At 50.3% G+C, this 14296-nt stretch carries 15 protein-coding genes; 10 read left to right on the forward strand and 5 right to left on the reverse strand.

Going from position 1 to position 14296, the window contains the following annotated elements; all coding sequences use genetic code 11:
• Positions 1-55 precede the first annotated feature (55 nt).
• Both I2H39_RS19995 and I2H39_RS20000 read left to right on the forward strand, forming a co-directional pair.
• The gene (locus I2H39_RS19995; RefSeq protein WP_138311498.1) at positions 56-1039 is read left to right on the forward strand and encodes a D-2-hydroxyacid dehydrogenase; all 984 of its coding nucleotides are present in this window, start codon (positions 56-58) and stop codon (positions 1037-1039) included.
• Positions 1040-1107: 68 nt separating this feature from the next.
• Positions 1108-1359 carry a transposase gene (locus I2H39_RS20000; RefSeq protein WP_227147533.1) on the forward strand — a complete coding sequence of 84 codons (252 nt, stop codon included), beginning with the start codon at positions 1108-1110 and terminating at the stop codon, positions 1357-1359.
• A gap of 9 nt (positions 1360-1368) precedes the next feature.
• On the opposite strand, the gene I2H39_RS28925 is transcribed toward I2H39_RS20000, so the two are convergent.
• The 5 genes from I2H39_RS28925 to I2H39_RS20020 all read right to left on the reverse strand — a co-directional run bounded on the left by I2H39_RS28925 (position 1369) and on the right by I2H39_RS20020 (position 5260).
• Positions 1369-1584 (reverse strand): hypothetical protein, encoded by a 216-nt coding sequence (locus I2H39_RS28925; RefSeq protein ID WP_171042730.1) that lies wholly within the window; start codon positions 1582-1584, stop codon positions 1369-1371.
• Positions 1574-2227, reverse strand: coding sequence for a fructose-6-phosphate aldolase (fsa, locus tag I2H39_RS20005; protein ID WP_002569030.1), 654 nt, complete (start codon positions 2225-2227; stop codon positions 1574-1576). The genes I2H39_RS28925 and fsa overlap by 11 nt, the downstream gene beginning before the upstream one ends.
• A gap of 204 nt (positions 2228-2431) precedes the next feature.
• Complete coding sequence (locus I2H39_RS20010) at positions 2432-3181, reverse strand: DeoR/GlpR family DNA-binding transcription regulator (protein WP_002576844.1); 750 nt, start codon at positions 3179-3181, stop codon at positions 2432-2434.
• A gap of 1 nt (position 3182) precedes the next feature.
• Positions 3183-4031 (reverse strand): alpha/beta hydrolase, encoded by an 849-nt coding sequence (locus I2H39_RS20015; RefSeq protein WP_195627363.1) that lies wholly within the window; start codon positions 4029-4031, stop codon positions 3183-3185.
• Between the two features lie 98 nt (positions 4032-4129).
• Positions 4130-5260 carry a glycoside hydrolase family 88 protein gene (locus I2H39_RS20020; protein WP_138311496.1) on the reverse strand — a complete coding sequence of 377 codons (1131 nt, stop codon included), beginning with the start codon at positions 5258-5260 and terminating at the stop codon, positions 4130-4132.
• Positions 5261-5701: 441 nt separating this feature from the next.
• On the opposite strand from I2H39_RS20020, the gene I2H39_RS20025 reads away from it, so the two are divergent.
• The 8 genes from I2H39_RS20025 to I2H39_RS20060 all read left to right on the forward strand — a co-directional run bounded on the left by I2H39_RS20025 (position 5702) and on the right by I2H39_RS20060 (position 14273).
• Positions 5702-7054, forward strand: coding sequence for an ABC transporter substrate-binding protein (locus I2H39_RS20025; protein ID WP_195627364.1), 1353 nt, complete (start codon positions 5702-5704; stop codon positions 7052-7054).
• Positions 7055-7207: 153 nt separating this feature from the next.
• Positions 7208-7504, forward strand: a complete 297-nt coding sequence (locus I2H39_RS20030; RefSeq protein WP_138311494.1) for a hypothetical protein — start codon at positions 7208-7210, stop codon at positions 7502-7504.
• A gap of 19 nt (positions 7505-7523) precedes the next feature.
• Positions 7524-8417, forward strand: a complete 894-nt coding sequence (locus tag I2H39_RS20035) for a sugar ABC transporter permease (protein WP_138311493.1) — start codon at positions 7524-7526, stop codon at positions 8415-8417.
• 6 nt (positions 8418-8423) lie between these two features.
• Positions 8424-9275, forward strand: coding sequence for a carbohydrate ABC transporter permease (locus tag I2H39_RS20040; RefSeq protein ID WP_195627365.1), 852 nt, complete (start codon positions 8424-8426; stop codon positions 9273-9275).
• A 138-nt stretch (positions 9276-9413) separates the two neighbouring features.
• Positions 9414-10982, forward strand: coding sequence for a glycoside hydrolase family 28 protein (locus tag I2H39_RS20045; RefSeq protein WP_195627366.1), 1569 nt, complete (start codon positions 9414-9416; stop codon positions 10980-10982).
• A 91-nt stretch (positions 10983-11073) separates the two neighbouring features.
• Positions 11074-12084: a LacI family DNA-binding transcriptional regulator gene (locus I2H39_RS20050; protein WP_138311490.1), complete on the forward strand. Its 1011-nt coding sequence runs from the start codon at positions 11074-11076 to the stop codon at positions 12082-12084.
• The gene (locus I2H39_RS20055; RefSeq protein ID WP_138311489.1) at positions 12081-12605 is read left to right on the forward strand and encodes an adenine phosphoribosyltransferase; all 525 of its coding nucleotides are present in this window, start codon (positions 12081-12083) and stop codon (positions 12603-12605) included. The genes I2H39_RS20050 and I2H39_RS20055 overlap by 4 nt, the downstream gene beginning before the upstream one ends.
• Before the next feature lie 189 nt (positions 12606-12794).
• Positions 12795-14273, forward strand: a complete 1479-nt coding sequence (locus I2H39_RS20060) for an extracellular solute-binding protein (protein ID WP_138311488.1) — start codon at positions 12795-12797, stop codon at positions 14271-14273.
• The last annotated feature ends 23 nt before the right edge of the window (positions 14274-14296 follow it).

Below are 14296 nucleotides of genomic sequence, written 5' to 3' on the forward strand. Positions count from 1 at the left end.
AATAGCGGAGAAGGACTTGCCTGCATTTGCTGAGTGGTTATGGAAGAAAGGAAGCATGAATATGACAAAAATTGTAGTGCTGGACGGTTATACAGAAAATCCGGGCGACCTATCCTGGGAGGAACTTGAAAAATGTGGTGAGCTCACTGTTTATGACCGCACGAATGTGACGGACGAGGCCGAGATTATAAGCCGAATCGGGAGAGCACAGATTGTTTTGACAAACAAAACTCCTTTGACAAAGAATGTGATTGACTCATGTCCCCAGCTTCGCTTTATTGGTATTCTGGCAACAGGATATAACGTGGTAGATGTGAAATATGCGAAGCAGAGGAACATTCCAGTGTCAAATATTCCTGCATACGGGACGATGGCGGTGGGACAGTTTGCGATTGCTTTGCTGCTGGAGCTCTGTCATCACATAGGATATCACAGCCAGAAAGTGGCTGAAGGAAAATGGACTGACTGTAGGGATTGGTGCTTCTGGGATTACCCGTTGATTGAGCTTGCCGGAAAAACCATGGGAATTATTGGATTTGGAAGAATTGGCCAGACTACAGGAAAAATTGCGAAAGCGTTGGGGATGAAAGTGATTGCCTATGACCGTGAACCAAGTATGACAGGAATGGAAAGTGCGGCTTATGTGACCCTTAAGGAGCTGTTAAAACGTTCGGACGTTATCTCGCTGCATTGTCCTCTGTTTTCAGAGACGGAAGGGATTATTTGTAATGAAAATATTGACAATATGAAGGACGGGGTCATCATTATCAATAATTCTAGAGGCGGGCTGATTGTGGAAAAAGATCTGGCTGAGGCGCTGACCAGGGGGAAGGTAGCAGCTGCGGCGGTGGATGTTGTTTCAACAGAGCCTGTCAGAGCGGATAATCCGCTTCTTAAAGCGCCGAACTGCTTGATAACACCTCATATTTCCTGGGCTTCAAAGGAGAGCAGACAGAGAATAATGGAGATGTGCGCAGAGAATGTAAGAGCTTTTTTAGAGGGGAAGCCGATTCGTGTAGTGAACCATCCGCAGCAATAAAGAAATAAGCAGAATGACCGGCAGGGAGCGCGTCAAACTTCAGTGCAGCCCTGCCAGGGGTATCAGACATGGAATGCTTTGTACCACTGATGGAGAAGTTCCGTGAAATATATGGACATTTTCCCGGATATCCAGTTGCCGATGACGCTGGAAGCCTGCTCTGCCCGAACGGAAAGAGGTTCTGCTTCAAATGCAAGCGGCCTGTTTATAAGAACCAATATGGGAGAACGGAAGAACTCTATGAATGCGAACCTTGTGGTGATAAGAAAACCAAGAACCGCCAGAACTGGCATTTTCCGGTTCTGGCGGTTCCTAATTAGGGACTTATTTTACAGCCCCTTTATCTCTATCGGTATGCCGTCAATCCTGGCATACCGTTTTTCTTTTTTGATTTGGAATATGAACGATGCAGATGCCATAGTACGCAGCGGGTGAGTGGAATGTATCTTAGTTATTCCGGCTCCTCCGCCCCTGTTTGGCTCACGGACGGATGCACCCACGCCATCTGCAAACCTCGCACTGTCCCAATTCCTTTTATTCCCCAAACACAGCCTTATAATCAGCCTGGAATTTGGCAATGCCCTGGTCGGTCAGAGGATGCTTTGTCATCTGCTCCAGAACCTTGTAAGGAACGGTTGCAATGTCGGCACCGGCCTTGGCGCAGTCAATAACGTGAATCGGGTTGCGCACGCTGGCGGCAATAATTTCGGTTTCAATGTTGTGCATCTGGAAAATCTCGGTGATGTCGTAAATCAGGTCAATGCCGGGCATGGAGATGTCGTCCAGACGGCCAAGGAACGGGGATACATAGGATGCGCCTGCCCGTGCAGCTAAAAGGGCCTGTGCAGATGTGAACACCAGGGTAACATTGGTCTTGATACCCTCTGCGTGAAGTACCTTTACAGCCTTTAAGCCTTCTACTGTCATGGGAATCTTAACTACCATGTTGGGATGGATGGCTGCAATCTCACGGCCTTCCTTAATCATGCCCTCTGCATCTACTGTGGTGGCCTTAACCTCACCGCTGATAGGTCCGTCCACAATATCGGTGATTTCCTTGATGACTTCGGCGAAGTTCCTGCCCTCTTTTGCAATCAGGGATGGATTGGTGGTAACGCCGCAGATGACGCCCATATCATTGGCTTTCTTAATATCCTCAACATTAGCTGTGTCCACAAAAAATTTCATAGTAAATACCCTCCTAAAATGTGTGGGACAGGCTCTCCTGCCCGTTTCCTTTTTATCTCTAAGTGTATTATAGCGCATATACATGCTATGTCAAGCAAAATATTGCAAAAAAGTGCGTTAATATGCGATTTTTATTAAAAAGCACACAGAAAGGTGCTGGAGTGAGAAGAAAATACCGCAAAAGTAACGCAAAAAATCGCAGTCCTATAGGAAATCCAGCCCCTTATTCCTGTAATCCACAGCCATTTCCCCGGACACGTCGTTATCTGTAATCAGGGTGGTAAAGGCTTCGATGCCGCACACATGGTACCTGGACACGGTGTTCAGCTTGATGGGGTTTACCAGGGCAATGACCCTCCGGGAGGACTGAATCAGCTGTCTCTTTATGCTGACCTCATCCGGATATGGGATGGTCATGCCGTATTCGGGATGGATTGCGTATACGCCCATAAAGCACAGGTCCGGGTGGTAAAGCGCTGCCTGGCTGGCTGCTGTTTCCCCCACATTGGTCATGGATTCCTTTAACAGCCTTCCTCCCAGGACAATCACGTCCACCTGGTCCTTCATGGAACAGGCATGGGCAATGGAATAGCTGTTGGTCAGCACGGTCAGCTTCAGGCCGTTGGGGATGTTCTTGGCAAACTGCAGGTTGGTACTGCTGCCGTCAATGGCCACCAGCTGGTCTTTTTCCAGAAAGTCCAGGGCCTTCAGCGCCAGGCGCTGCTTTAATTCCACGTCTGTTGTCTCGCGGTCAAAGAAGTTGATGACCGGGCGCTCCATGGGAATGGCGCCGCCGAATACCCGTTTGACCTGGCCTTTCTGGTCCAGGTCAAGCAGGTCGCGGCGGATGGTATCCTCAGATACATTCAGTTCCACCGCCAGCCTGCTAACCACGACCTTGCCGGAGGAGTGGAGCTTGTTTAAGATTAATGCCTGCCGTTCTTCTTTTAACATATCATTCCCTGTCCTTTTCTTTTATCCATTCTTTTACCAGTTCCATCCAGCCCTGACAATGGGGCACAAGGCAGTCGCCTGTGGAGTCGGAAACCTCATCCGTGGCCAGGGACAGCCCGTGGCGTCCATGGGGGTAAAGGTGCATCTCCAGACTGACGCCGGCTTTTCGCAGGGCCCGGGCCAGCAAAAGGGAGTTTTCCACGGGCACGGACTGGTCGGTCCAGGTGTGCCACAGGAAGGTCCTGGGCGTCTGGGGGCCTGCCTGAAGCTCCAGGGAAACCAGGCTTCTGAGTTCAGGGTCGCCGGCCCTGCTGCCCAGAAGCTGTTCAAAGGAGCGCTGGTGCCCGAATTCTCCGGACGTGACAACCGGATAGCACAGAATCATCCCTTTTGGCTGTATATCCTCCGGAGCAATATTCAGGGGCCTGCAGAGGAATTCGCGGTTCCACATCATACCCAGGCAGCCGGCCAGATGGCCTCCTGCAGAAAAACCGCACACCATAACCTGCTCCGTGTCAATATTCCATTCCCTGGCATGGCTTTTTACAAAGGCCACGGATTTGGCCAGCTCCATGAGGGCCACGGGAAACGTGTCCGGAGCAACGCTGTAGTGCAGGGAAAACACCTGACATCCCGCTGCCAGGAATTCCATGGCAATTGGCTGGTCTTCCCTGGGGGACACGAAGCCGTACCCGCCTCCGGCGCATATGATGACGGCCGGACGGAGAAGTTCCGGTTTGTGGGGCAGGCTGTCCAGCAGATAGGCAGTCAGGTCCGCCGGCTCATGGGAGGCCCTTTCGTGGCCGCATTCCTGCTCCGTGACTATAATATCAAAATGTTTTATATTCATATATTTGCCTTTCCGGAAACAGAAAAATGCGAAAAAGACTGTTTCCAGTATTATTATACTGAAAACAGCCCTTGGGTTCAATCACTTTTACGGTCTGTTTATGGCTGACAGCGGAACATGGTCTCAATGTAGGCCAGGATAAGGGGTGCGATTCCTTTGGCCTCATTTTCCACAACCGGCTCCCTCATATAATATTCAAAGGTGCCCTCCCGCATGTCCGTGTTGCCCAGCCCGGCAACCAGGCAGATGCCGCCCAGCTGGAGTCTGCCGTCTTTTTCGGAAAGGTATGTGCTGCAGATGCCTTCAAATGCTTTTTGGCCGTATTTAAAGTATTCTCCGGGAAGGTACCGGAGACGCACGCTTTTCATGATGGCGTAGGCAAATATGGCGGAGCCGGATTCCTCCAGGTAATTAGGGGCGATGCCCCCGCGGTTCACAACCTGGTACCACATGCCGGTGGCCTGGTCCTGGTAAGGAAGCATGGCGTCAATCAGCTCCCTGTAAATGACGTTCAGCCGTTCCTTCTGTGCGGACATGGAGTCCGGCATGACCTCCATGGTGTCAATGAGCGCCATGGCGTACCAGCCCATGGCCCGGAGCCAGAAGTTCTCCGACAAACCGGTTACCTTATCGCACCAGAACATCTGGCGTGAATCGTCGTAGGCGTGGTAGTACAGCCCGTTCAGCGGGTCCCTCATCCGTTTATATACCTGCAGAAACTGCTGGTAGGAATCATCGCAGTTTTTACAGTTATCATACTCCACCTCATACTGCATATAGAAGGGCTGGGCCATGTAGAGCCCGTCCAGCCATATCTGGTTGGGATAGATTTTCTTGTGCCAGAAGTTTCCGGTGGAGGTGCGGGGCTGTTCCTTTAACTGGCTGTATACAGTATCCATAGCCCTTCTGTACTTTTCCTTTCCTGTCAGCTTGTAAAGGTCAAAGAGGGTTTTTCCTGCATTTACATTATCCAGGTTGTATTCCTTGGGGTCATAGGATTTAATGGAACCGTCCTCCCTTACAAAGTAATCAATGAAGGTGTCTGCAAAGTCCAGATACCGTTTGTTCCTTGTCATAAGGTAGAGCTCCAGGATGGCTTTAATCATGCAGCCGTCAATATAGTTCCAGGTGGAGTCTGAACCCTCCCGGATTTTTTCGATGTTCCACACAGGGGACTCAGGGGTGCTCTGTTCAATCAGCTGGTCGATGTAACGGTCCAGTATTTTCATAATGTTAACTCTCCTTTATACAGATGTGCATACATGAGCCTGATTAGAGGCGTCTTTGGAAAATGGAAGTGTAAACGTTTGCAGACAAAACAATAGTAATTTGAGATAATAATTCCCTTGGAGCAAGGGTGAATTACAGTGCAATATGTCCTTGAAAACTTTAAAATCCATTTTTTTAATCATGAGTCTATCTTATCATAAAAAGAGTTGGAAAAGAATTGGATGATTTGCACGAAAAAATAATGTAAAACTATACGAAACAGACAATTGACATATGGTATAAATAGTGATACTATAAAATCACAAAGAAAAACGATGCATGTTTGCTTAAAATTAACGAATTGTAACAGCTTACAAATAGCAGATATGCATAATTTTTATAATATAGATGCAAACCTTTGCAACAACGCAAGCAAAGACAAAGAAAAGAGAGGGAGAGAAATGATGAAGAAAAACCTGAAAAAAGCAGTATCACTGGCCCTGGCATCTGTAATGGCGTTATCACTGACAGCCTGCGCAGGAAGCGGAAGCAAAACCACCACGGCGGCACAGGCAGAAGGCAAGGAAGCAGAGGGCGGGTCTGAGGACGTGACTATTAAGTTCTGCTGGTGGGGCGGTGATTCCAGACATGAGGCGACCGAGAAGGCAGTGGATGCATTCATGGCAAAGTATCCTAACATTAAGGTGGAATGCGAGTACGGCGCCTGGACCGGATGGGAAGAGAAGCAGTCCCTGGCCATCCAGGGAGGCAATGCAGCCGATGTTATGCAGATTAACTGGAACTGGATTACATCCTACAGCGGGAACGGAACCAACTTTGCAAACCTGGAGGATTACAGCGATGTCCTGGACCTGACCCAGTTTTCCCAGGACAGCCTGGACCAGTGCAAGGCGGACGGCAAGCTGATGGCAGTGCCGGTGGCCCTGACAGGACGCCTGTTCTACTGGAATAAGACGACCTTTGAGGAGGTCGGGTGTGAGATTCCTACAGATGAGGCATCCCTTCTGGAGGCAGGGGCCAGGTTCAAGGCTTACAATGAGGATTACTACCCTCTGGCCATGATGGAATATGACAGGGCCATCTTCCTGGTATACTATCTGGAGAGCGTATACGGCAAGCCGTGGGTTGAAAACGGGGAGCTTCAGTATACGGCTGAGGAGATTCAGACAGGCATGGACTTTATGACAAAGCTGGAGGAGGCACACGTGATTCCTACCATCGCTACCCTGCAGGGAGATATGGCTGATTCCTTAGACAAGAACGCAAAGGTTATCGACGGCAAGTACGCAGGTGTGTTTGAGTGGGATTCCGCAGTTTCCAAGGTGCAGAAGGCAATTGCCGAGAGTACCACAAAGCCGGGCCAGGAGCTGGTTATTGGAGATTTCCTTACCTTTGGCGATTACAATGGAGGCTTTACCAAGATTTCCATGGCATTGGCAGTATCTGCAAATTCTGCCCATCCAAAGGAAGCAGCCATGCTCATTGACTACTTATTAAATGATGACGAGGCAATTGAAATCTGCGGCACGGAGCGGGGCATTCCATGCTCAGCAGAGGGTGTAAAGATTCTGGAGGAAAAGGGAATCGGCGACAAGCTGGTTATGGAAGCCAACGCAAAGGTTCTGGCTTACTCCAAATTCCCTCTGGACCCAATGTTTGAGCACAACGACCTGAAGGCCAACCCGGACGGCGTATATTATAAAGTATTTGGAAAGCTGAGCGCCGGCGACATCAGTTCCGCCGAGGCAGCAGAAGATTTAATGAAGGGTATTGACGACTGCTATAACTTCTGATATTAATGAGACTTCAGGACAGGTAATGGTTACGGAATAAAAGGCAGGGCCGCCGGACAGGAACCGGGCGGCCCGCACCCTGGCCTGCCTCAGACAGAGGGGCGGCAGAAAAGGCGCGGCGGATTATCAGGAAAAGGCGGTGTCAGGAATAAGATGGATGTCAGGAAAGCAGTAAAACACAGGGAAAATTACGACAGCATTGTTACATATTTTAAGACTTTGAAAACGCCCGGCATGGACCAGATGGTTCTGCTGATAGATACAATAGAGCAGATGTCCCCGGAAATATACGAGCATTACAGGGCGCTCCAGGACATGTTCCGCATAAGGTTAAAGGCCATGCTGGCAGGAGAAAATCCGGGCCCGCATGAGCAGCTGGCATACATTATCCAGAAGGGGTGCAGCACAGGTACGCTGCTCAGGGAGAAGTATGAGAGCTATTTAAATTAATAGGTTTGGAGGTAACCGTATGAAAAAAAAGAAAGGATTCTGGGCGCTGAATATCGGCCTGCTTTACATTCTGCCGTGGCTGGTTGGATTTCTTCTGTTCAAGGTATATCCATTTGCATCTTCGCTGTACTACAGCTTTACCAACTATGATTTGTTCAACGGAATAACAAAGACCGGACTTCTGAACTATGAGAAGATATTTACGGATGAGGACATCATCAGGGCCTTTGTGGTGACGTTTAAATATGCTATCTTCGACGTGCCCCTAAAGCTGGCCTTCGCCCTCTTTATCGCGTATATTCTTAACTTCAAGCTGAAGGGCGTGAACTTTTTCAGGACAGCATATTACATCCCATCCATCCTGGGCGGCTCCATTGCCATAGCGATTCTCTGGAGGGCTGTATTTAATACGGATGGTCTGATTAACACGGTAATCACATTCTTCGGAGGCCCGAAGATTAACTGGATGGCCGGTTCCAACAGCGCGCTGTTCGTGATTGTACTTTTACGCGTTTGGCAGTTTGGCTCCGCCATGGTCATTTTCCTGGCAGCCCTTAAGGGCGTGTCCGAAGATTTGTATGAGGCTGCCTCCATTGACGGCGCAGGCAAATGGACCCAGTTTTTTAAGATTACAGTGCCCCTTATTACACCGGTTATTTTCTATAACCTGATTACACAGCTCTGCCAGGCGTTCCAGGAGTTCAACGCTCCGTTCCTGGTTACAAAGGGCGGACCCAACGGTGCAACCACATTGATTTCCATGCTGATTTACAACAACGCATTCCTGCGCCATAAGATGGGCATGGCCAGCGCACAGGCCTGGATTCTGTTCCTGATTGTCATGACCCTGACTGCAGTGGCATTTATCAGCCAGAAAAAGTGGGTTTATTATTCGGACGAGGAAGGGAGGTAGAAACGGATGACAAGAGAGACAAAACAAAAAGTAAGCACGGTAATCCGCTACACCCTGCTGATTCTGGTGGGATTTATCATGGTATACCCTCTCATATGGATGGTTGGCGCTACCTTTAAGACCAATTCCGAGATATTCACAAGCGCATGGTTCCTGCCTAAGAATCCTGTGTTTGACGGATACAACAATGCCTTTAAGAGCTACGGCGGCAAGATATCCCTTATTACCTCCCTGATTAACACATATAAAATCGTGATTCCCAAGGTTATCTTCACGGTGGTGTCCGCCACCATAGCTGCCTATGGGTTCGGACGGTTTGATTTTAAGGGAAAGAAGATTTTCTTTGCGCTGCTGATGTCCACCCTGTTCCTTCCGCAGGTGGTTCTCAATGCGCCCCAGTACATCATGTTCAACCGGTGGAAATGGGTCAACACCTACCTTCCGCTGATAGTACCGTCCCTGTTTGCGGCCGATACCTACTTTGTATTCATGCTGATTCAGTTCCTCAGGGGAGTTCCAAAGGAGCTGGAGGAGGCTGCCAAGATAGACGGCTGCAATACATTAAAGACACTGTGGTATGTAATTGTTCCTATGTTAAAGCCGTCGCTGGTTTCCTGCGCCCTGTTCCAGTTTATGTGGACCAACAATGACTTCCAGGGACCATTGATTTACATTGCAGACATGCAGAAATATACCAATTCCGTATACCTGCGCATGTCCATGGACGGAGATGTGGGATTCCAGTGGAACCGTATCCTGGCCATGTCGCTGATTTCCATTGTGCCGTCGCTGATTGTGTTCTTCTGTGCTCAGGATTCTTTCATTGATGGTATTGCGGCAGGCGGCGTTAAGGGTTAAAATATAAAAAGGCCGGGACTGGCCTGGATGTGGTTGGGGGCTCTCCTGGAGGGCCCCCATTCCTGGTTTGGCAGAACGGCCGTGTATGGAAATTTACAGGGAATTATAACGAACATGTGAGAGAAGAGGTAAAATGCCATGGAGCTGAAGGTGATATACAAAAATGCGCGGTGCGCTGTACTGGAAATTGAAGACGGAGGCACATATGAGGCCGGCCGGATGTACTGTCTCTATCTGAACGGGGAATTTATCCGGGAGACAGGGAAGGCTGTCAACAGTATATATAATCTGAAACCGGACACCAGCTACCGGGTGGAGGCCAGAAGTAAAGACGGACTTGTGTCAGAGTCCTCTTTTACCACGGACCGTGAATTCGTAACCCTGGATGTGCGGGATTTCGGTGCAAAGGGGGATGGGGTCCAGGATGATACGCTGTTTATCCAGGCCGCCATCATGGCCTGCCCCAAAGAGAGCCGGGTTCTGATTCCCGCAGGAACCTACCGGATTGTGTCCCTGTTCTTAAAGGATGATGTGAACATAGAACTGGCTGAGGGAGCCGTGCTGTCCGCGTATACGGACCGGTCCCGCTTTCCTGTGTTTAAGGGAATGATTCAGAGCTATGATGAGCAGGGTGAATACAACCTGGGTACATGGGAGGGCAATCCCCTGCCCATGTTTACCGGCATCATTACCGGCGTTAATGTGAAAAATGCTGTTATTTACGGACAGGGAATCATAGACGGGAACGCAGGGCCGGAGAAGGGAAACTGGTGGCATGAACCCAAGGCAATGCGCACGGCCTGCCGACCCAGAATGATTTTTCTGGAACGGTGCCGCCAGATGGTCATTCAGGGAATTACGGTGAGGAACAGCCCCAGCTGGAACATCCATCCCTATTTTTCAGACCACCTGAGATTCCTTGACCTTAAGATATTGAATCCCAAGGATTCACCCAACACAGACGGACTGGACCCGGAATCCTGTGAGGATGTGGAGATTGCCGGAGTCTATTTTTCTCTGGGAGATGACTGCATTGCCGTAAAGTCGGGAAAAATCTATATGGGCTCCACCTATAAACGCCCGTCTAAGGACATTTCCATACGCAGATGCTGCATGAGGGACGGCCACGGCTCCGTTACCATTGGAAGCGAGATGGCAGGAGGCATAAAGGACCTGACTGTAAAGGACTGCATGTTCCTGCACACGGACAGGGGGCTGCGCATCAAGACGCGCAGAGGCAGGGGAAAGGATGCCGTGGTGGACGGAATTGTCTTTGAACACATCCGTATGGACCATGTGATGACCCCTTTTGTCATCAACTGTTTTTATTACTGCGACCCGGACGGACACAGCGAATATGTGCGCACAAAAAAAGCACTGCCCGTGGATGACAGGACGCCCCTGATTAAGAGCCTGTGCTTTAAGGATATAGAGGCCGGGAACTGCCATGTGGCGGCGGCCTACATGTATGGACTTCCGGAACAGCGGATTGGGCGGGTGGAGATGGAACATGTCCGCGTCACCTATGCTTCTTCTGCCAGGGAAGGACAGCCGGCCATGATGGATGGATGCGATACCCATATATGCCGCATGGGAATCTACGCCAACCAGATTGATGAGCTGGTTCTTGAGGATGTAAAGGTGGAGGGGCAGGATGGTCCTGCCCTTATCACGGAAAATATCGGCCGTGTCTCCGGAAGCATTTGACAGGAGCCAGAAAACGAGTTAGATTGTATTCGTACGCCTGAACGGAACGAATACAAAAATGCTTACGGGGGATTACAAAGAGGGGGATATTATGGCAGTGACGATAAAGGATATCGCAAAAATGGCGGGGGTTTCCTATTCCACGGTATCCAGGGCCTTAAACGGCATAGGGGTGGAGAACACGGAGACCAGGAAGAACATACTGCGCCTGGCTCATGAGATGGGGTATGTGCCAAACCAGGCCGCCATTAACCTGAAGAAATCCAGGTCCTATGTAATCGGGCTGTATTTTTCTACCATCAGCAAGATGACGTCGCCCTTTGTGCTCCATGACGTGCTGACAGGGGTTTACAGCGTTACGGGAAGCAAGTATAATGTAGTGGTTAAAGGTATTGATATGCATGAACCCGGAACACTGAATCCCAGCTATTTCGACGGAATCATTGTATTGTCCCAGCGGAGCGAGGACATGGAGTTCATGAACGAGGTCCTGGACAAAAAGATTCCCATGGCAGTTATCTGCCGGGCCGTGGATGTGGATGCGCCCAATGTGACCACGGATGAGGCCCTTGCCATGGAGCGGGCCATGGATTATCTGCTGGAGAACGGACACAGGAACATCGGTATCATAGAAGGAAATCCGGGACTGGATTCCAGCCGGCTCCGCCGCAGGGGGTGGAGGACCTCCATGGCCAGCCACGGACTGGACCCGGATGCGCTTCCTGTTATCAGCGGCAATTACCGGTATGCCAGTGGTTATACGGCGGCAAAACAGCTCCTCACCTTCCGTCCCACAGCCCTTTTGTGCTTTAACGATGAGATGGCCTTCGGGGCCAGGACAGCCATTGTGGAGGCCGGCCTTAAGGTGCCGGACGACGTATCCCTGGTTGGTTTTGACAACTGGGACATGTCCGGCTATTCGGACATGCATCTGACCACGGTGGAACGGAACATGAGTGAGATTGCCAAGGAGGGGGCCAGGGTGCTGCTTCGGCGCCTGGATGAGGGAATCATCGACAACCGGAGAATTTACCTGAACAATAAGCTGGTTATCAGGGACACGGTTAAGAATCTGAATGTGGAAGAGAGGGAATCATCATGAAAAAGTTGGAAGAGTATGTAAGAAGCATACCGGATTTTCCGGAGCCTGGAATTATATTCCGGGATGTGACCAGCATCCTGCAGGATGCAGACGGTCTGCACCTGGCAGTGGACAGTCTGATTGACATGGTCAAGGACCTGGATTACGACCTGGTGGTAGGGCCTGAGTCAAGAGGCTTTATCTTTGGAGTGCCGGTGGCCTATGCGCAGCACAAGGGATTTGTGCCTGTCCGCAAAAAGGGAAAGCTTCCCTGCGAGACCATTGCCATGGAATATGATTTAGAATACGGACAGGCCACCATTGAAATGCACAGGGATTCCATCCGTCCCGGCCAGAAGGTGGTTATTGTGGACGACCTGATTGCCACAGGCGGAACCACGGAGGCAATTGTCAAGCTGATTGAACAGCTGGGCGGCCAGGTGGTGAAGATTTGCTTTGTCATGGAGCTGGCAGGGCTGAATGGCCGGGAGCATCTGAAGGGATATGACGTGGATTCGGCGATTATTTATGAAGGTAAGTAGAAAAATGAGATAGATTTGGTTACAGAATGGGCCTGCCATAGGAAAAGCGGGCCTTTTTGTTATTCCTGTCCATCTGCCCTATATCAAAATTCATCTGATATTTCCTTGAACAAACCCCTTCCCCGTAGTACAATATTAATAATTATCTAAACGTACCGACAAATTTTAGAAAGGCAGAGGATTACGGGCATGAGAAGATTACGGATAGCGTCAATAACAGCCCTTTGCATTGGAGCCGCAGTTCTGGCGGGCGGCTGTTCCGGGGAAAGCAGGAAGGCGGAACCCACCCGGGCCCAGGCAGAGGCATCTTCTGCCCAGACAGAGGAAAATGACAGTGAGACTGTCATGTCCATCGAATTCTGGCACTACTATAACGATGCGCAGAAGCAGCATCTGGACCAGCTCATAAAGGAGTATAACGATACCCTTGGCAGGGAACGGGGCGTGGCTGTGGAGGCATACAGCCAGGGTTCTATTGCAGATTTGACCAATAAGATAGATTTGGTGCTCAACGGAACCACCAACGATGTGGAGATGGCAAATATCGTGCTGGCCTACAGGGACATGGTGGTCAACACGGTAAAGCTTCATCCCGACAGGCTGGTGGAGCTGGGAAGCGTGGTGCCGGAGAGCGACCTTGCCCAGTATAACCAGGCGTATCTGAACGAGGGCTATATAGACGGAAAGCTCTATATACTGCCGGTTGCAAAGTCCACAGAGCTTCTTCTCATGAACCAGACCAGGCTGGATGCATTTCTGGATGCCAATCCCCGGTACCGGGAGGAGAACATGGAGTCATGGGAAGGTCTGGAGAGGATGGCTGAGGGATATTTCAGGTGGACAGACGATATGACTCCTGAAACAGACGGGGACGGAAGTCCCTTCATCGGAGTGGATAACCTGGCCAATTATTTCGTTGCCATGAATCATGCCATGGGCTCGGATATCTACCATTACGACGAGAACGGCGTTGTGGTGCCGGATTTGGACAGGGATATCATTGAACGGCTGTTCCTGAATTATTACCAGCCTTTTACCAAGGGATATTATGGGGCAAAGGGCCGCTACCGCAGCGATGACGTAAAGCAGTCCTATCTGGCCGGCTGCATCGGTTCCTCCAGCAGCGTCCTCTATTTCCCGGAGGAAGTGGCTGATTCGGAGGGGAATATGGTACCGGTTACAACCGGTGTCTACCAATATCCGGTGATGGAGGGGACAACCCCCACTGCAATCCAGCAGGGGGCGGGCGTGGCTGTGTTTAACCGCAGCCATGAGGAAAACAAGGCGGCCCTGGATTTCATACACTGGCTGACCATTGACAGGGGTTTTGAGCTTGCCACATCCATGTCCTATATGCCTGTGGACAATGGCGCAATGACAGAGGAGCAGGGGCGGCAGATTGATGATGCCAGGGTGCTTAAAGGGATTGAAACCGGACTTAAGCAGAGCAGTTCCTACCAGATGGTGTATGGCTTTGACTTTGAGAATTCCTATGATGTCAGGACTGAAGTGGACGCCTGTTTCAGCGAGGCGCTGAGCCGGGGGCGTATGGAGTTTGAGGAGTATCTGGGGCAGGGGATGTCCATGGACGAAGCTGCAGCTTCCATGGATTACGGCAGAAAGGCAGATGCATTTTACGAACAGGTAAAGGCTATATTCGAAGAATAGTGCCTGACAGTGCCTCTGTTTGG

It is taken from the genome of Clostridium sp. 1001283B150225_161107_B6 (assembly GCF_015556325.1).
Classification (GTDB): Bacteria; Bacillota; Clostridia; order Lachnospirales; family Lachnospiraceae; genus Enterocloster.

Coding starts and splice junctions, on each gene's coding strand:
- I2H39_RS19995 (WP_138311498.1), top strand. CDS start 56: ATGAATATGACAAAAATTGTAGTGCTGGACGGTTATACAGAAAATCCG.
- I2H39_RS20000 (WP_227147533.1), top strand. CDS start 1,108: ATGGAATGCTTTGTACCACTGATGGAGAAGTTCCGTGAAATATATGGA.
- fsa (WP_002569030.1), bottom strand. CDS start 2,227: ATGAAATTTTTTGTGGACACAGCTAATGTTGAGGATATTAAGAAAGCC.
- I2H39_RS20010 (WP_002576844.1), bottom strand. CDS start 3,181: ATGTTAAAAGAAGAACGGCAGGCATTAATCTTAAACAAGCTCCACTCC.
- I2H39_RS20015 (WP_195627363.1), bottom strand. CDS start 4,031: ATGAATATAAAACATTTTGATATTATAGTCACGGAGCAGGAATGCGGC.
- I2H39_RS20020 (WP_138311496.1), bottom strand. CDS start 5,260: ATGAAAATACTGGACCGTTACATCGACCAGCTGATTGAACAGAGCACC.
- I2H39_RS20025 (WP_195627364.1), top strand. CDS start 5,702: ATGATGAAGAAAAACCTGAAAAAAGCAGTATCACTGGCCCTGGCATCT.
- I2H39_RS20030 (WP_138311494.1), top strand. CDS start 7,208: ATGGATGTCAGGAAAGCAGTAAAACACAGGGAAAATTACGACAGCATT.
- I2H39_RS20035 (WP_138311493.1), top strand. CDS start 7,524: ATGAAAAAAAAGAAAGGATTCTGGGCGCTGAATATCGGCCTGCTTTAC.
- I2H39_RS20040 (WP_195627365.1), top strand. CDS start 8,424: ATGACAAGAGAGACAAAACAAAAAGTAAGCACGGTAATCCGCTACACC.
- I2H39_RS20045 (WP_195627366.1), top strand. CDS start 9,414: ATGGAGCTGAAGGTGATATACAAAAATGCGCGGTGCGCTGTACTGGAA.
- I2H39_RS20050 (WP_138311490.1), top strand. CDS start 11,074: ATGGCAGTGACGATAAAGGATATCGCAAAAATGGCGGGGGTTTCCTAT.
- I2H39_RS20055 (WP_138311489.1), top strand. CDS start 12,081: ATGAAAAAGTTGGAAGAGTATGTAAGAAGCATACCGGATTTTCCGGAG.
- I2H39_RS20060 (WP_138311488.1), top strand. CDS start 12,795: ATGAGAAGATTACGGATAGCGTCAATAACAGCCCTTTGCATTGGAGCC.